A 17,442-nucleotide genomic window follows, 5' to 3' on the forward strand; every position below is an offset into this window, starting at 1 on the left:
GGGCCCCATCACGGGGGAGTTGAGTGAAGCAGTGGCCGAATCATCGAAGACGACCACGGGGGTAACCGTGCACCCGGCCGCACCCGCGGCCGGTGCGCCCAGAGGCACCGGCTTCTGGGTGGTGGGAGCGGTCCTCGTCCTGCTGATGCTCTCCTCCTCCGTGCCCTCCGCCCTCTACGTGCTCTACCAGCAGGAGTGGGACCTGTCCTCCGGCACGATCACGGTGGTCTTCGCCCTGTACGCCGTCACCGTGCTCGCCGGGCTCCTGCTGTTCGGGTCCCTCTCCGACACCCTCGGCAGGCGCCCGGTCCTGGCCGCCGCGCTGGTCCTGGCGATCGTCTCCATGGTCCTGTTCGCCGGGGCCCGGGGGCTCGGGCTGCTCCTCGCCGCCCGCGCCGTCCAGGGCCTGGCCGTGGGCCTCGCCACCGGCGCGATGGGCGCGGCCCTGCTGGAACTGAGCCCCGCGTCGCGGCCCGCGCTCGGCGCCCAGGTCAACAGCGCGGGCCCGACCGTGGGCATCGGGCTCGGCGGGATCGGCGCCGGACTGCTCGTCCAGTACGCGCCCGCACCGACCGTGCTCAGCTACCTGCTGCTGGTCGGGGCCTTCGCCGTGACCCTGGTGGGGGTGTTCCGGATGCGCGAGAGCGCGCCGGGCGCCGGGGGCCGCTTCCGGGTGGTCCCGCACCGGATCCGCGTACCCGAGGGCGCCCGCGGCCGCTTCGCCGTCCTCGTGCTGACCATCGTCGCCGTCTGGTCGGTGGGCGGCTTCTACCTCTCGCTCGGCCCGCACCTGGCGCTGTCGCTGCTGGAGACCACCAACTACCTCGTCGGCGGCGCCACGGTGGCGCTGCTCGCCGGCGCCGCCACCGTCGCCCAGCTGATGCTCGGCGGTACCGCGGCGCTGCGCACCGCCGTACTGGGCCTGCTCGGCCTGCTCGCCGGGCTCGGCCTGGTGCTGCTCGCGCTGGGCCTCGGCTCGGCCGCGGTGTTCCTGGTGGCCACCGCGGTCCTCGGCAGCGGCTGGGGCGCCGCCTTCCTCGGCTCCTTCCGGGCGCTGAGCGCACTCGCCGAGCCGGCGCACCGCGGTGAACTGACCGCCGCCGTCTACGTCTTCGCGTACCTCGCGATGAGCGTCCCGGCCGTCCTCGCCGGGATGCTCACCAACATCCACGGCCTGCACCGCACCTCGGTCGGCTTCATGGCCGCCGTCGCCGGGGTGTGCGCGCTGGCCCTGCTGGCCACCCTGCGACTGGCCGCCCGCACCAGGGCAGAGGAGGGCACGGTATGAAACCGGCGGAACTGCGCTCCGCCCTGCGCTCGCTGGAGATCTTCGCAGGGCTGACCGAGGACCAGCTGGACTGGCTGGTCTCGGTGTCCGGACCCAGGATCCTCGGCGACGGGGAGGTGCTCTTCCGGGACGGCGAGGAGGCCGTCGGCTTCCACGTCCTGCTCTCGGGCGGGCTGGTCGTCACCAAGGTCGTCGACGGGCGGGAGGAGGTGCTCACCCGCCACTCCACGGAAGAAGAGAGCGCTTCCGCCGAGGAACACGACGGCAAACCGTCGGCCGCCCACCGGTTCACGGGGGAGCTGCCCCTGCTGACCGACGGTTCCTACGTGGCCACCGCGGCCGCGAGCGGGCCGTCGACCACCGTCGTGGCGTACCCCAAGGCGGTCTTCTTCGAGATGCTCACCCGCTGCCACGGGGTGGCCGCCGTCCTGATCCCGGTCCTCGCCTGGCGGATCAAGTCCTCCGAGGTGCAGGCCCGCAAGCGGGCCACCGTGGAGGCGCTCGGCACCCTCGCCGCCGGCCTCGCGCACGAGCTGAACAATCCGGCGGCCGCCGTGGCCCGGGCCGCGCAGGAACTGGCCCCGGCCCTGGACCGGCTCACCCGGACCGCCCAGGCCTGGGGCGCGGCCGCCACCGGCGCGGAGCGGGCCGTCTTCGACCGGCTCGCCGAGGAACTGGACAAGCTGCCGCCGCCCGTGACCACCGACCCCTTCGCCCAGGCCGACGCCGAGGAGGAGATCGCCGACTGGGCCGAGGAGGCGGGCACCGAACGGCCGGGCCTGCTCGGCTCCGGCATCTCCGACCTCGGACTGCAGCTGGGCTGGCTGCTGGAGCGGCTGGAAGGGGTCGGCGAGCAGGCCCTCGCCCGCGCCCTGGACCACCTGGCGGCGCTGCTGGAGATCCGCTCGCTCGCCGCGGAGCTGCGGGCGGCGGGCCCCAGGATCTCCCAACTCGTCTCCGCCACCCGGGATTACGCCAATCTCGACCGGGCGCCCGAACAGCGCTTCGCGGTGACCGAGGGCCTGGAGAACACGCTGGTCGTGCTGCGGGCCAAGCTCGGGGGCATCAGCATCGTGCGTGAGTACGAGCCCGGGCTGCCCGAACTGACGGGCTACCCGAGCGAGTTGAACCAGGTGTGGACCAACCTCGTCGACAACGCAGCCGAGGCCATGGAGGGCGCGGGCGTACTGACCCTGCGCGCCCGGGCCGAGGGCGACTGCATGGTCGTGGAGGTCTCCGACACCGGGCGCGGCATCCCCGCGCAATCCCTGCCGCGCATCTTCGAACCCTTCTACACCACCAAGGACGTGGGCAAGGGAACGGGCCTCGGGCTGCACCTGAGCTACCGCATCGTGACCCAGCGCCACCACGGCTCGCTCACGGCGCGCTCGCGCCCCGGCGAGACCCGGATGGTCGTCCGGCTGCCCTTCGCCGGCAGCGCCCAGTCCTGCGCCCCACCTGCTGCAACACCCGCTACGGCACCCGCTACGGCACCCATCGAGGGCGCCCCGCCCGGTTGAAACGGAGTCGACATGGCCACGTACGACATCTCCAAGCTGCACCCGGTGTTCGTCCGCCAGATGGAAGCGCTGGCGGCCCTGGACATCGAGGCGGTGATGAAGAACTACACCGACGACGCCGTACTGCTGCGCTTCGAGGGGGTCTCGGTCGGCATCGAAGCCGTTCGTGAGACGTTCACCGGCTATCTCACGGTGAAGCCCACCCTCGTCGAACTCCAGGAGTACATCGAGACCGAGGACACCATCTTCTACCGGGCGATCATGAACCTGAACGGCGAACCGGAGCACGCGTTCGGGACACTCGTCGTCCGCGATGGCCGGATCTGGCGGCAGACCGCCGGATTCGGCGGCTGACGGCCGAAATCTGGGTAGCGTGTGCGGGGAGGGCGGGAGAACGCCCTCCCCGTATGTATGCACCACGCGTTCGTGGACTGCGCATATATGCGAGTGGCGGCAAAGGGGAGGCAATGGAAAACGAAACCGGGCGGATCGAGGCGTTCAGTGACGGAGTATTCGCCGTCATCATCACCATCCTCGTTCTGGAATTGAAGGTTCCGGAGGAAACGGGATCCGAGTTCTGGCACGGCGTCCGGGAACAATGGCCCCATTACGCCGCCTACGTCGTGAGTTTCCTCATCATCGGCGTGATGTGGGTGAATCACCACACCATCTTCAGTCATCTGAAGAGGGTCGACCGCCCTTTGTTGTTCCTGAATCTCCTGGTGCTGATGGTGGTATCGGTGGTGCCCTACACCACCAACGTCCTCGCCGAGCACCTCATGGAGGAAGGCGGCTCCGCCAATGCCGCGGCCGTCCTCTACAGCGGCGTCACCGTGGCCTACGCCCTGGCGTTCCTGGCCTTCTGGTGGTACGTCACCCGGGTCGGCCACCTCTTCCACGAGAAGGTGGACCGCGAGGGTGCACGCGCCACACGAGTGCGTTTCGGCCTCGGCGCCATCGCCTACCCCCTCACCGTCGCCCTTGCCTTCTACTCGGCGACGCTCACACTCGTCGCACACTTCCTGATCGCGATCTACTATGCGGCGAACCAGATCCCCATCCCCCTCGTGGTAGAGGAAGAGCGGCTCGAAACTGCCAGCGACCTCAGGAAGTAGCCGCCGGGGCCTACGGCCGTTCTTCGCGGTCAAGTAGGGTATTGGATCTAGCTGGTCGCGGGGGAGGCCCAGATGGCTCGCGTAGTCCTGCCGGAGGATTCCACGAAGGAAATCTCCGAATTGATCGACGTCCTGATCTCTCTGCTCTTCGAGTCCTTACCCCGGCGGGACCAGCGAAACTGGGCCCGCGTTTATCTGAACGGATTGGTGCGGACCACCGGGAAGAAAACAATCCGTAACATAGCCGGAACAGGGGCCAGTTCCGTCGAGCAGAGCCTCCAGCAGTTCATCAGCAAGTCCCCCTGGGACTGGACCCCGGTCCGCCGCTCCCTCGCCCAGCACCTCGAACGCACCGCGCAGCGCCCCCTGGCCTGGGTGCTCCAGCCCATGGTCATAGAGAAGGCCGGCGACCGCTCGGTCGGCGTCGGCCGGCAGTTCGTCCCCCAGCTCGGCCGCACCGCCAACTGTCAGCAGGCCAGCGGGATCTGGCTCGCCTCCAGCGAAGCCAGCTTCCCGGTCGAGTGGACCCTCACCCTCCCCGGGCCCTGGACCAGCGAACTCCTGCGCCGCCGCCGGGCCGGCATCCCCGACACCGCCCGCTCCCTCACCCCCGCCCAGGACGCCGTACACGCCGTCCAGCGGATGGCCGCGACCTGGCAACTCCAGCGCCGGCCCGTGGTGATGGAGGTCGCCAACGGCGATCTGCCGCAGTGCATCGAGTCCTTCGCGCAGCAGGACATCCCCTTCGTCTTCAAGGTCGACGGCTCCCTGCCCGTCTCCTTCGGCGGCGCCGGCCGGCACAAACCCGGACCGCACACCGCCCCCGCCCGCGAACTCATCGACTCCCTGCGCTCCCAGCGCCGCGTCGTCGAATGGACCCGGCACGGCCGGGCCGAAGGCGCGGTGACCCTGCTGACCTCGGCCTCCATCCTCGCCACCCCCTGCGAGGACCGGCCCCTGCCCGCGCCGCCCACCCCGCTGCTGCTCGTCGGAGCCTGGACCGAAGCCGCCCTGCTGCCCTCCGAGTTCTGGATCACCAACATCGGCGACCGCCCGCTCGCCCAGCTCTTCCTGCTCGCCAAACTCACCGACCGGGTCTCCCTGGACTTCACCGAGACCTGCGAACCGGTGGGCATCCGCGACTTCGAGGGCCGCTCCTTCCGCGGCTGGCACCACCACGCCACCCTCGCGAGCGTGGCCCACGCGGCCAGACTGCTCGGCACCCGGCCCCAGCTGCCCGGCGGCTACCCCGCGCCCGCCCGACCCGTCGGCACCCGGCCGGCCGTCCCCACCCCCGCGGCCCGGCCCGCCCCGGCCCGGCCGGCGACCCCGGCCGTACTGCCGCCGCGCCCGTACGTCCCCGGCCAGACCCCGCGCCGCGAATACATCCGCTGATGCTCCACATAGCCGACGAGCTACGCGCGTGGTGTGCCGCGCGGCGGGAATTCGCGCTGGCCACCGTGGTGGCCGTCAGCGGGAGCGCCCCGCGCGGCCCCGGCGCCTCCCTCGCCGTCGACGACCGGGGCACCGCCCTCGGCTCGATCTCCGGGGGCTGCGTGGAATCCGCCGTGCACGAGCTGTGCCTCGACGCGATCACCTCCGGCGAAGGCGGCCTGCACCGCTTCGGCTACAGCGACGACGACGCCTTCGCAGTGGGCCTGACCTGCGGGGGAGTCCTGGACGTGCTGGTCACCCCGGTGCGCGGAGTCGACCCCGTGCGGTCCGTGCTCGGCTCCGTGCTCGACGCCGCCGCAGCGGGGGGCCGCGCCGCGCTCGCCCGGGTGGTCTCCGGTCCGCCCCGCCAGCTCGGCCGGGCGCTCGCCGTCCACGCCGACGGCACCTACGAGGGTGGGCTCGCCGGCGGCCCGGCCCTGGACCGGGCCGCCGCCGGACAGGTCCGGGCCCTGCTGCTGGCCGGGCGCACCGGCACCGCCGAACTCGGCACGGCCGGCGGACTCTGCGGGGAGCCGCTGACCCTGCTCGTCGAATCGGCCGCCGAACCGCCGCGGCTCCTCGTCTACGGCGCCATCGACTTCGCCGCCGCCCTCGCGCGGATCGGCGCCTTCCTCGGCCACCGGGTCACCGTGTGCGACGCCCGGCCCGTCTTCGCGACCCCGGAGCGCTTCCCCGCCGCAGACGAGGTCGTCGTCGACTGGCCACACCGGCACCTCGCCGCGGAATGGGAGGCCGGCCGCCTGGACTCCCGTACCGCCGTGTGCGTCCTCACCCACGACGCCAAGTTCGACGTACCGCTGCTGGAGCTCGCCCTGCGGCTGCCCGTGGGCTACGTGGGAGCCATGGGATCGCGGCGCACCCACGCCGAACGCGAGAGACGGCTGCGGGAGGAAGGGGTGAGCGACTGCGCGCTCACCCGGTTGCGCTCACCCATCGGGCTGGACCTCGGCGGCGCCACGCCCGAGGAGACGGCCCTGGCCATCGCCGCCGAGTTCACGGCGGTGCGGCACGGAGGATCGGTGCTCCCGCTGGCCCGGCGGCGGGGCCCGGTGCACCGCAGGGAGTCGGCCCGGCCCGCCGGGTCCAGGGTCCCGTAGGAAAGAACCAGGGAGCCCGGTATGTCCTGGACGATCGGCCCGGACCGTGTGAACGTCAGGTCGTGGGAGAATGAAGTACGTGCGTTTCCTCGGCTGACCCGTCGGGGTACCTCCGATCGACTGGGATGTTCAGCACGTGCGTTTCCTCAATGACTCGAAGCCGCCGTACGACCTGACGTACGACGATGTGTTCATGGTTCCGAGCCGCTCCGCGGTCGGTTCCCGCCAGGGCGTGGACCTCTCCTCGCCCGACGGCACCGGCACCACCATTCCGCTGGTCGTGGCGAACATGACCGCCATCGCGGGCCGCCGGATGGCCGAGACCGTCGCCCGCCGCGGCGGAATCGTCGTCATCCCGCAGGACATCCCGATCGAGATCGTCACCGACGTCATCTCCTGGGTGAAGACCCGCCACCACGTGCTCGACACCCCGATCACGCTGGCGCCCACCCAGACGGTCGCCGACGCGCTCTCCCTGCTGCCCAAGCGGGCCCACGGAGCCGGCGTCGTCGTCGACGGCGAGGGCCGCCCCGTCGGCGTCGTCACCGAGCACGACCTGAGCGGAGTCGACCGCTTCACCCAGCTCTCCGAGGTCATGTCCAAGGAGCTGCTGCTCCTCGACGCCGACATCGACCCCCGCGAGGCCTTCAACAAGCTCGACGCCGGCCACCGCAAGCTGGCCCCGGCCGTCGACAAGGACGGCAAGCTCGTCGGCATCCTCACCCGCAAGGGCGCCCTGCGCGCCACCCTGTACACCCCGGCGACCGACGCCGACGGCAAGCTGCGCATCGCCGCCGCCGTCGGCATCAACGGCGACTTCGTGCAGAAGGCCAAGCAGCTGCTCGACGCGGGCGTGGACACGCTCGTCATCGACACGGCGCACGGCCACCAGGAATCGATGATCAACGCGATCAAGGCCGTCCGCGCGCTGGACCCGCAGGTCCCGATCGTGGCCGGCAACATCGTCGCCGCCGAGGGCGTGCGCGACCTGATCGAGGCCGGCGCGGACATCATCAAGGTCGGTGTGGGCCCCGGCGCCATGTGCACCACCCGCATGATGACCGGCGTGGGCCGCCCGCAGTTCTCCGCGGTGCTGGAGTGCGCGGCCGAGGCGAAGAAGCACGGCAAGCACGTGTGGGCCGACGGCGGCGTCCGTCACCCGCGCGACGTGGCGATGGCGCTGGCCGCCGGTGCGTCCAACGTGATGATCGGCTCCTGGTTCGCCGGTACGTACGAGTCCCCGGGCGACCTCCAGCAGTCCGCCGACGGCCGCCTCTACAAGGAGTCGTTCGGCATGGCCTCGGCGCGTGCGGTGCAGAACCGCACGAGCGAGGAGTCGGCCTACGACCGTGCCCGCAAGGGCCTGTTCGAGGAGGGCATCTCCACCTCGCGGATGTTCCTCGACCCGGCGCGTCCGGGCGTCGAGGACCTGATCGACTCGATCATCGCCGGTGTCCGCTCCTCGTGCACGTACGCCGGCGCGGGCTCGCTGGCGGAGTTCGAGGAGAAGGCGGTCGTCGGCATCCAGTCCGCGGCCGGCTACGCCGAGGGCAAGCCGCTGCACGCCAGCTGGAGCTAGCCGACGCTTCCGTGGCCCCGGCCGTCCTTCCACGGACGCCGGGGCCACACCCGTTCCCGGGACCGGCCCGCGCCTCGAACGCCGGCGGGGCTGCAAGACCGGGGCTCGGCCCCGAACCCCGCGCCTCAATCGCCGGCGGGGCTGGATGGTCGGGGCTCGGCTCCGGTCCCCGCGTCTCGATCGCCGGCGGGGCTGGATGGTCGGGGCTCGGCCCCGGTCCCCGCGCCTCAAACGGCGGCTGGGCTGGATGGTCGGGGTGTGGGCGACCGTTCGGCGTGGGGGGTGACCGTTCGGCGCAGGGGGGCGGTGGATACGTCATGCGGCGGATAACTCCGGGGCGCCAGTCGGTCACGCTGAGGTGACCCGACCAGGAAGGGGCACCTCGTGGCCAGAACCGACCCGCACGCCCTCGCCCGGCTGCACAGCGAGCACGGCAAGGCGCTCCACGGCTTCCTCCTCGGCCTGACCCTCGGCGACCGGCACCGCGCCGAGGACCTCCTGCAAGAGACCCTCTTCCGGGCCTGGACGCACCCCGAGGCCCTGGAGAGCAGCCACGCCTCCATGCGGCCCTGGCTCTACACCGTCGCCCGGCGCCTCGCCATCGACGCCCGCCGGGCCCGCCTGGTGCGGCCCGCAGAGGTCGGCCCGGAGGCCCTCGCGCACGTCCCGGCCGCCGCCGACGACCGCACCGAGCAGGCCGTCGCCGCCCTCGACGTCCGCCGGGCCCTGCGCTTACTGAGCCCCGAGCACCGCGCCGTGCTCGTGCAGATCTACTACCGCGGGGCATCCGTCTGCGAGGCCGCCGAGGCGCTCGGCGTACCCGCGGGGACCGTCAAGTCCCGTACCCACTACGCCCTGCGGGCACTGCGCGCCGCCATGCCCGGCTACGGACCCGACACCCCCGTCGCCCCGGCCGCCTGAGCCGCCACCGCCGCCCGCGAGCGGACCTGCAGCTTGGCCAGGATGTGCGACACGTGCGTCTGCACGGTCCTCGGCGACAGGAACAGCACGCTCGCGATCTCCGGGTTCGAGCGGCCCTGCGCCACCAGCAGCGCCACCTTCAGCTCGGCCGGGGTCAGCGCCTCCCAGCCGTTCGCCGGCCTGCGCCGTGCCGATCGGCTGCCCCGGCGCACGCCCAGGCTGCGCAGCCGGGCGTCGGCCCGGGCGATGTCCCACCGGGCGCCCAGCTCCTCGTACGCCGCCGCCGCGCGCGTCAGCGCCGACCGCGCCCCGGCGAGATCGCCGTGCCAGGCCCGCGCCACCGCCAGGTCCTCCAGGGTGTGGCCCAGCACCAGCGGCCAGCCGCCGCGCTCGCCCCGCGCCACCGCCTGCGCCAGCAGCTCCGGATCCTGCGCGAACAGGCCCCGGCAGCGCAGCAGGGCCAGCGCCGGCCCCGGGTACTCGGCCAGGGTCCGCGCCGCCCGCCCGCAGCGCTCCACCGCCGCCCGGGCCGTGGCCGTCTCCCCGCATTCCAGGGCCAGCCGGACGATCTCCGACAGCACCCACGGGCGGTCGTACGCCACCGCCTCCTCGACCCCGTCCTCCAACGCCGGCGCCAGCGCCTCCAGGGCGTCCGCCGGGCGTCCGTCCCGCTCGGCCAGCAGCGCCCGGGCCAGCAGCACGTGGGAGGCGTAGCGGCGGGCCGTGGGCGTCGCGAAGGCATCGGCCGGCAGGGCCGCCAGCTCGGCGCCCGCCGCGTCCCGCTCGTCGCGGTGGCCCAGCACCAGCGCCCGCAGTCCGTGCACCACCACCGGCAGCCAGCCGTCCGACACGGGCAGCGCGCACGCGCGGGCCACCCCGGCGAGGGCCTCGTCCCAGTCGCCGAGCCGGTAGTGGAACTCGGCGAGCCGCGCCTCGGTCACCACCAGCCGTCCCGTCGAACGGGTCGCCGCCGCCAGCCCGCGCGCCTCCCGCAGCGCCGCCGCCACCGTCCCCGGCTCGTCGAACCGCATGTGGCCCTCCGCCTGGTTGGCCAGCAGCAGCAACCGCATGTCGTTGGCGTCGGGGCTGCGCCGGGCGCAGGTGATCCCCTCCGCGACGTGGCGCAGCGAGTCCCGGCCGCGGCCCAGGTGGAACAGCGCGTAGGAGGCGGCGTGGTGGGCCTCCGCTCCGCACAGCGGATCGCGCAGCCGGCGCGCCCGCGCCACCACCGCCTCGGCCAGCGCGTACGCCTCGGCGGCCCGGTGCAGATCGGCCAGGGCCAGCACCCGGCAGGCCTCCAGGCGCAACCGCAGGACGTCGGAGGGGAACTCCTCCGCCAGCGCCCGCTCGGTGACCGCCAGGGAGCGGGCCATGTCGCCCTGGATCATCAGCGCGGAGACCAGTTTGAAGTCCACGGAGGCCCGCCGGTCGGGGTCCGTGGTCCGGGCGCGCAGCGTGCCGATGAGGTCCACCGACTCGGGGCGGCGCAGCATCAGCGCCGCGTCCGCCAGCCGTTCCTCCAGCGCGTCGCGGGTCTCCCGCTCCCGCGGGTCGCCCTGTGCGATGGCCCGCTCCAGCAGTTCGGCCGCCGCGCCCGGCGCCCCGGCGATCAGCGCCGGCGCCGAGTCCGCCAGCCAGCGCACCGCCCAAGGGGCCAGCCGGCCGCCGCGCACCAGCTGTCCTGCGGTCCGGGCCGGGTCCAGGCCCGCGTCGGCGAAGGCCCGCGCGGCGTCCTGGTGCAGGGCGGCGCGCAGCGCCTCGGGGGTCTCGGCGTACAGCGCGAGCCGCAGCGCCGGCTGGCGAAAGCGCAGGGAGCCGCCGGTGTCCGTCAGCAGTCCGGCCGCCAGCGGCTCCGCCAGCTCCGCGAGCAGCTCGCGGGCCGGCCCGCCGCGTACGAGGGCCAGTTCGCGCGCGGTGAAGGCCGGGCCCAGCAGCGCCGCGTACCGCATGAGGGTGCGCGCCGGTGCGGAGAGCCGGTCCGGTTCGCGGGTCAGTGAGGCGGGCGGTGGCGGCAACTCGGCCTCCGGGACGCGGAGTTCCGCGCGGTCGGCGTCGACGTGCACGAGCCCGGACCAGTGCGCGAGCAGCTCCCGCAGCAGCCGCGGATTGCCGCCCGCCTGCGCGGCGGCCTCCCGCAGCCGGGGACCGGGCTCCGCGCCCAGCAGGTCCCGGACCAGCCCGGCGGCCTCGGTCCCGGACAGCGGTTCCAGCCGGAGCGCGCGGCCGCCCGGGGTCGCGCAGAGTTCCTCCAGCTCCGGCCGCGTGGGCAGCGGCCGCCGGGCCGCCGCCAGCAGCAGCGGCAGCCGGCCCGTCACCGCCCGGTCGGCCAGCCGCCGCCACAGCAGCAGGCTGGCCGCGTCCGCCCACTGGGCGTCGTCCAGTGCCAGCAGCAGCGGCCGCTGCGCGCACCACTCCTCGACCGCGGCCGTCAGCAGGTCCATGGCGGCCAGCAGGGCCCCGCCCGGCCGAGCCGCCTCCCGCGCCTCCCGCAGCAGGGCGACCACCGCCGCCCGGTCGGGGCCGCGGGGGTGCAGGCAGTCCAGTGCCGCCTGCAGCGGCAGTTCCGTCCCGGGGGCGGCTGCCGCCGCGTACCGCACGCGGCAGCCCAGGGCCGCCGCCCGCGTCAAAGCCTCCCGTACGAAGTCGGTCCGGCCCGCGCCGGGCTCGCCCTCCACGACCAGGAAGCCCCCTCCGCCCTCGGCGCCTCCCCGCACCCATTGCCACAACTCGTCACGAAGCCGCTCTCGCCCGACCCGCACGTCGGCGATCCCTTCCGCAGTCACCGCGGGGGATACCCCCGCCGGTCACGTCGCGCCCCTCCCAGGATGACACGCCATCGGTCGCTCAGGGGCGCGGTGGCTGGTGTCCCGACGGTGAACTGTGGACGCCCGCACGGTATTTGGGAATGCGGATGGTGACCTTCATGCCCGCCCCGACGCCCGTCTCGATCACCGGCCCGTACGCGTCCCCGTACACCTGCCGGATCCGCTCGTCGACATTGGGCAGCCCTATGCCGGAGGAGGAACCGCCGCGCTCCCCGGCCAGGATCCGGCGCAGCAGGGCCGGGTCCATCCCCACCCCGTTGTCCTCGACGGTGATCACCGCCTCCGCGCCCGCGTCCTGCGCGGTGATGGTGATCAGGCACTCCTCGGTGGAATCCTCCAGACCGTGCTTGACGGCGTTCTCCACCAGGGGCTGCAGGCACAGGAACGGCAGCGCCACCGGCAGCACCTCCGGCGCCACCTGCAACGTCACCTTCAGCCGGTCACCGAACCGGGCGCCCGCCAACGCCAGGTACTGCTGGATGGAGCGCAACTCCTCGGCCAGCGTGGTGAAGTCGCCGTGCCGCCGGAAGGAGTACCGGGTGAAGTCCGCGAACTCCAGCAGCAGCTCCCGGGCGTGCTCCGGATCGGTCCGTACGAACGAGGCGATCGCGGCGAGCGAGTTGAAGATGAAGTGCGGGGATATCTGCGCCCGCAGCGCCTTGATCTCCGCCTCCATCAGCCGGGTCCGCGAACGGTCCAGCTCGGACAGCTCCAGCTGTACGGACACCCACCGCGCGACCTCCGTGGCGGCCCGCACCAGCACCGCCGACTCCCGCGACCCGTACGCCACCAGCGCGCCCAGCATCCCGTCCTCACCGGTGAGCGGGGCCACCACCGCCCACTTCAGCGGACAGTCGGGCCGCTGGCACTCGGTGCGCACGCTCTGGCTGCGCCCCGACTCCAGCAGCACCGCCACCCGGGCCATCGCCCGCCGCTCGTGGTGGTCGGCGCCCGGCCCGTCCCAGGCCAGCACCGACTCCCGGTCCGTGAGGCACAGCGCCTCCGTGCCCAGCAGCGAGCGCAGCCGCCGGGCGGCCTTGCGGGCGGCGTCCTCGGTCAGCCCGGCGCGCAGCGGGGGAGCGGCCAGCGAAGCCGTGTGCAAGGTGTGGAAGGTGGCCCGCTCCACCGGCGTCCCGAGGTCCAGCCCGGCCGCCCGTTCGCCGCGCCGGGCCTGCCAGTGGCCGGCCGCCCAGCCCGCGCCCAGCAGCAGGGCCGCACCCGCCAGCGCCAGCACCGCCAGCAGGGCCGGAGACACCGCCGTCACCGCGGCCCCTTCCCCTCGCTCGACCGGGGGGAGGCCCACGCCCGGTCCACGGCCACGTTCTCCGGCAGGTGCAGCCGGGCCAGGGTGGCCGCCGTCCCGGCCGGGATCCGCGAGCGGGTGGCCAGCGACACCGCGACCATCGTCAGGAACCCGAGCGGCACCGACCACGCCGCCGGCCACGCCAGCAGCGTGTGCGTCCAGCCCGCCGGGGCCAGCCCCGTCCGGGTCGCCAGCACCGCGCTCAGGGCCGCCCCGCCGCCGGTGACCAGCCCGGCCACCGCCCCGGGCGGGGTCAGCCCGCGCCACCAGATGCCCAGCACCAGCAGCGGACAGAACGAGGAGGCCGACACGGCGAAGGCCAGCCCCACCGCGTCCGCCACCGGGACGTCGGTGGCCGCGACGCTCCCGCCCAGCGGCACCAGGATCGCCACGAGCACCGCCGAACGGAAGTGGCGCACCCCGCGCGCCGGCAGCACGTCCTGGTGCAGCACCCCGGCCACCGCCATCGTCAGCCCCGAAGCCGTCGACAGGAACGCCGCGAAGGCACCCCCGGCCAGCAGCGCCCCCAGCAGCTCGCCGAGCAGTCCGCCGAGCATCCGCTCGGGCAGCACCAGCACCGCAGCGTCCGCGTCACCGGTCAGGGCGAGTTCGGGGGCGTAGATCCGGCCCAGCGCCCCGTACACCGGCGGCAGCAGGTAGAAGGCGCCGACCAGCCCGAGCACGACCAGCGTGGTGCGCCGGGCGGCCCGCCCGTTGGGGCTGGTGTAGAAGCGCACCGCCACGTGGGGCAGGCCCATCGTGCCGAGGAAGGTGGCCAGGATCAGCCCGTAGGTGGCGTACAGCCGGTGCTCCGGACGGCCCCCGGACAGCGGCTCCGACCAGCTGGACCCCCGGAGGCCGGCGTCCGCGCGGGTGTCCGGGACGGGCGTGTGCGGGGCGAACTCCAGCCGCGCGTGCGCCCGTACGGAATGTCCGCCGGGGGCCAGGGTCAGCGGGACCGCCACGTATCCGCGTCCGTCCACCTGCCCGGTCACCGTGACCGTCAGCGGCTCGTCCAGGGACAGCCGCACGTCCTCCGCGAGGGTCACCGAGGTGTGCTCCCGGAAGACCGCCGGCGCGTCGAAGGTGGCCCGCGGCGCCCCGTCCCCGGCCCAGGCGGCCACCAGGAAGAAGGCCGGGACCAGCAGCGCGGTGAGCTTGAGCCAGTACTGGAAGGCCTGGACGAAGGTGATGCTGCGCATCCCGCCGGCGGCCACCGCCGCGCTCACCACGCAGGCCACGACCAGCCCGCCGACCCAGTGCGGCGCCCCCGTCAGGATCTCCAGCGTCAGCCCGGCGCCCTGCAACTGCGGCAGCAGGTACAGCCAGCCCACGCCGACGACGAACAGCACCGCGATCCGGCGCACCGCCTGCGACTCCAGCCGGCCCTCGGCGAAGTCGGGCAGCGTGTACGCGCCGGAGCGCCGCAGCGGGGCCGCGACCAGCGCGAGCAGCACCACGTATCCGGCCGTGTAGCCCACCGGGTACCAGAGCATCGCGGGCCCCTGGAGCAGCACCAGCCCGGCCACCCCGAGGAACGACGCGGCGGAGAGGTACTCCCCGCTGATGGCCGCCGCGTTGAGCCGGGGCCCCACCGTGCGCGAGGCCACGTAGAAGTCGGAGGTGGTCCGGGATATGCGCAGGCCCAGCGCGCCGACCAGGACGGTGACCACCACGACGACGGCGACCGCGGTCAGCGCGTACGTCTGGTTCACCGGGCGGTCCTTCGGCGCAGGGGGGTGGAGACCCGGAGTCTATGCACGAGCCCGGACCGGGCAACAGGCACGATCCGGCCCGCCGCGGCGCTGCCGCAGGCTCCGGTAGAAAGCCTGCCCGGCGCTCCGGCCGGGGCTCGGCCCGCTGCGGCGCCGGGGGCTCCGCCGGGATCCCGCGCCGCCGGTGGATCAGAGCGCCGGGTCGCGGTGCTCGGCGCAGTCCCGCAGGGCGATCTCCAGCTCCACGTACGACTCCTCCGCGCGCCGGAAGGCCAGCGTCAGGGCGGCCTCCGCCCGCGGCGGCACCTGCTCGCGGACGCCCTCGCGGGCCTCGTAGAGGACGTCGGCCCAGCGGGCGGCCGCACTGCGCAGCCGGGCCAGCAGCGCCTCCGCGTCGGCGGGCCCGGCGGGCGGGGTGCGGGGCAGTCCGCTCAGGGCGTCGACCAGCGCCTGGATCTCGGACATCTCGCTCCTCCCGCGCCGGAAGATCCACGATACGCAGGGGCGATGACGGTGGCGTGCCGTTCACGCCGGCGGTGCGGCCGACGGCTCCGGCGGATCGCCGTACGTCCTTCCCCGCGCGACGAACGGCGCCCGCGCGCGCCGGACGGTCGCCGGCCGGGGGACGGGCGCGCCGGACGGCCCGCGGCGCCGGCCGGTTTCAGCCAGTGGCGTGCCGCATCAGGAGGTCCCGCAGCTCCCGCGCGTGCCGGCGGCTGACCTGGAGCTCCGCCGAACCGACCCGGACGCTGGTCGTGCCCGCGTCCAGCCTGATCTCGTCGATCCGGGACAGCGCCACCAGATGGCGGCGGTGGATCCGGACGAACCCGCGCGCCGCCCAGCGCTCCTCCAGCGTGGACACGGGGATCCGGACCAGGTGACTGCCCTCGTCGGTGTGCAGGCGGGCGTAGTCGCCCTGCGCCTCGACGTAGGCGATGTCGGCGATCGCCACGAAGCGGGTGACCCCGCCCAGTTCGACCGCGATCTGCTCCGGTGCGCGGTCGGCGGGCGTGACCTCGGGGGCGGGGCGGTGCGGTGGCACCGGGGCCGACGGGCCCGCCGCCGGCTCGGCGGCGGCCGGCGGTGCCTCCTCGGCGCGGCCCAGCTGCGCGCAGGCCCGCCGGACGGCCTCGGCCAGCCGCTGCGGGCGCACCGGCTTGAGCACGTAGTCCACGGCCTTCAGGTCGAAGGCCTGTACGGCGAAACCCTCGTGGGCGGTGACGAACACGATCAACGGCGGCTGCGCGAACCCGGCCAGCAGCCGGGCGATGTCCAGACCGGTCAGCCCGGCCATGTGGATGTCGAGGAACACCACGTCGATGGCGTCGGCCCCGTCCGGTCCGGACTCCAGTGCCCGGGTGACCCGGCGCAGGGCCTCGGTGGCGTCCGAGGCGCCCTCCGCGCTGAGCACTCGGGGGTCCGAGCGCAGCAGGTAGAGGAGTTCCTCCAGGAGCGGCTTCTCGTCGTCGACGGCAAGTACGCGCAGCATGCCGCCGAGTCTAGGTACGGGCGCGCCGCGGCGGAACGGGGCGCGGCCCCCGCCCCGGGGGAGGGAGGCAGGGGCCGCGCGACCGTGGTGGGGGGCTGGAGGGGGCTCGGAGGTGTCGCCGGACCCGCCGGCCCGGAACCACCGTCCCCGGGCCGCTGTGCCGGGACTACTGGACGGTGATGAGCTTGCCGTCGGGGGCGACGGCGTACCAGGTGCCGCCCACGCCCTGGCCGTTGATGTCGCCGGGCTTCTTGTCGCCGGTGAAGGTGTAGACGGGCCAGCAGTTGACGGTCTGCTGCTTCTTGCCGTCCGGGCGGTCGAGGACCAGGTAGTTCTTCTCGATGATGCCCTTGGCGTTGCCCTGCGCCACCGGGGGGACGACCGGCCACTTGGCCAGGCAGTCGCCGACGCACTTGGAGACCATCGGCCACGCGGTGTCCGGCTTGAACCGGTAGACGGTCATGCCCTTGCCGTCGACGATGTGGTCGCCCAGCTTGGGGTCCTTCGCCACGGTGAGCGCCGCGTCCGCCTCGGCCGCACCGGCCTCGGCGCCGCCGCCGGCCGCGGGCGGCGCCGCCTTCGCGGCCTTCTTGCCGTCGGGGGCGAACGCGAACCACACCCCGCCGACGCCCTGGCCGTTGAAGTCGCCCGCCTTCGTGTCCTTGTTGAAGCGGTACGCGGGCCAGCCGGCCACCGTCAGCTGCTTGCTGCCGTCGCTGCGCACGACCTCGCCGAGGAGCGAGGGGTCCATGCCCGCCGTGGCGGTGGCGTCGCCCGCGGCGACCACCGGCCAGGTCTTCTCGCAGTCCCCGTCGCAGTTCGACTTCGGCGGCTTGGCGGTGTCCTTGTCGAAGCGGTAGAGGGTGAGGCCGGCGCTGTCGGTGAGGACCGCGCCCAGCTGGTCGCTGTTGGCGATCGCCAGCTGCCCGGCGGTCTTGGCGCCCGCTCCCGCGTCCGCGGCGGGGGCTCCGTACCCCCCGTCCGCGGCGGGGGCCTGGGCGGCGGCACCGGCCGGCTGCGCGTTGTCGGCCGCCTTGTCGTCCGACGGACCGCATGCGGTCGCCGCGAGGACGACCGCCAGCGCGACGGTTGCAAGGGTGGTTCCGCGCTTGATGCCCATCTTGATCTCTCCCAC

At 74.0% G+C, this 17,442-nt stretch carries 14 protein-coding genes; 8 read left to right on the forward strand and 6 right to left on the reverse strand.

Annotated elements, in window-relative coordinates; all coding sequences use genetic code 11:
• Window positions 1–31 precede the first annotated feature (31 nt).
• The 8 genes from ACFYP3_RS24990 to ACFYP3_RS25025 all read left to right on the forward strand — a co-directional run bounded on the left by ACFYP3_RS24990 (window position 32) and on the right by ACFYP3_RS25025 (window position 8,975).
• Entirely contained in the window at window positions 32–1,288 is a 1,257-nt protein-coding gene (locus tag ACFYP3_RS24990; RefSeq protein WP_388836501.1) for an MFS transporter, read from the forward strand.
• Window positions 1,285–2,808 (forward strand): ATP-binding protein, encoded by a 1,524-nt coding sequence (locus tag ACFYP3_RS24995; protein ID WP_388836504.1) that lies wholly within the window; start codon window positions 1,285–1,287, stop codon window positions 2,806–2,808. The genes ACFYP3_RS24990 and ACFYP3_RS24995 overlap by 4 nt, the downstream gene beginning before the upstream one ends.
• Before the next feature lie 12 nt (window positions 2,809–2,820).
• Window positions 2,821–3,162, forward strand: coding sequence for a nuclear transport factor 2 family protein (locus ACFYP3_RS25000; protein ID WP_030830361.1), 342 nt, complete (start codon window positions 2,821–2,823; stop codon window positions 3,160–3,162).
• 113 nt (window positions 3,163–3,275) lie between these two features.
• Window positions 3,276–3,923 (forward strand): TMEM175 family protein, encoded by a 648-nt coding sequence (locus ACFYP3_RS25005; protein WP_388836507.1) that lies wholly within the window; start codon window positions 3,276–3,278, stop codon window positions 3,921–3,923.
• A 72-nt stretch (window positions 3,924–3,995) separates the two neighbouring features.
• Complete coding sequence (locus tag ACFYP3_RS25010) at window positions 3,996–5,318, forward strand: IS701 family transposase (RefSeq protein WP_388836510.1); 1,323 nt, start codon at window positions 3,996–3,998, stop codon at window positions 5,316–5,318.
• Complete coding sequence (locus ACFYP3_RS25015) at window positions 5,318–6,475, forward strand: XdhC family protein (protein ID WP_388836513.1); 1,158 nt, start codon at window positions 5,318–5,320, stop codon at window positions 6,473–6,475. The genes ACFYP3_RS25010 and ACFYP3_RS25015 overlap by 1 nt, the downstream gene beginning before the upstream one ends.
• Before the next feature lie 115 nt (window positions 6,476–6,590).
• Window positions 6,591–8,054, forward strand: coding sequence for a GuaB1 family IMP dehydrogenase-related protein (locus ACFYP3_RS25020; RefSeq protein ID WP_388836563.1), 1,464 nt, complete (start codon window positions 6,591–6,593; stop codon window positions 8,052–8,054).
• A 384-nt stretch (window positions 8,055–8,438) separates the two neighbouring features.
• Entirely contained in the window at window positions 8,439–8,975 is a 537-nt protein-coding gene (locus tag ACFYP3_RS25025; protein WP_388836516.1) for a sigma-70 family RNA polymerase sigma factor, read from the forward strand.
• On the opposite strand, the gene ACFYP3_RS25030 is transcribed toward ACFYP3_RS25025, so the two are convergent.
• The 6 genes from ACFYP3_RS25030 to ACFYP3_RS25055 all read right to left on the reverse strand — a co-directional run bounded on the left by ACFYP3_RS25030 (window position 8,939) and on the right by ACFYP3_RS25055 (window position 17,427).
• Window positions 8,939–11,734 (reverse strand): LuxR C-terminal-related transcriptional regulator, encoded by a 2,796-nt coding sequence (locus ACFYP3_RS25030; protein WP_388836519.1) that lies wholly within the window; start codon window positions 11,732–11,734, stop codon window positions 8,939–8,941. The two genes, ACFYP3_RS25025 and ACFYP3_RS25030, sit on opposite strands and share 37 nt — an antisense overlap.
• An 85-nt stretch (window positions 11,735–11,819) precedes the next feature.
• Complete coding sequence (locus ACFYP3_RS25035; RefSeq protein WP_388836566.1) at window positions 11,820–13,055, reverse strand: sensor histidine kinase; 1,236 nt, start codon at window positions 13,053–13,055, stop codon at window positions 11,820–11,822.
• A gap of 5 nt (window positions 13,056–13,060) precedes the next feature.
• The gene (locus ACFYP3_RS25040) at window positions 13,061–14,818 is read right to left on the reverse strand and encodes a cation acetate symporter (RefSeq protein WP_388836522.1); all 1,758 of its coding nucleotides are present in this window, start codon (window positions 14,816–14,818) and stop codon (window positions 13,061–13,063) included.
• A 189-nt stretch (window positions 14,819–15,007) separates the two neighbouring features.
• Window positions 15,008–15,283, reverse strand: a complete 276-nt coding sequence (locus tag ACFYP3_RS25045) for a hypothetical protein (protein WP_388836525.1) — start codon at window positions 15,281–15,283, stop codon at window positions 15,008–15,010.
• A gap of 196 nt (window positions 15,284–15,479) precedes the next feature.
• A complete protein-coding gene (locus tag ACFYP3_RS25050) occupies window positions 15,480–16,307 on the reverse strand; it encodes a LytR/AlgR family response regulator transcription factor (RefSeq protein ID WP_388836528.1) in 828 nt (275 codons plus the stop codon).
• 166 nt (window positions 16,308–16,473) lie between these two features.
• The gene (locus ACFYP3_RS25055) at window positions 16,474–17,427 is read right to left on the reverse strand and encodes an SCO0930 family lipoprotein (RefSeq protein WP_388836568.1); all 954 of its coding nucleotides are present in this window, start codon (window positions 17,425–17,427) and stop codon (window positions 16,474–16,476) included.
• Between the last annotated feature and the right edge of the window lie 15 nt (window positions 17,428–17,442).

This window comes from Streptomyces sp. NPDC005533 (assembly GCF_042871845.1).
In the GTDB taxonomy this organism is placed as follows: Bacteria; Actinomycetota; Actinomycetes; order Streptomycetales; family Streptomycetaceae; genus Streptomyces.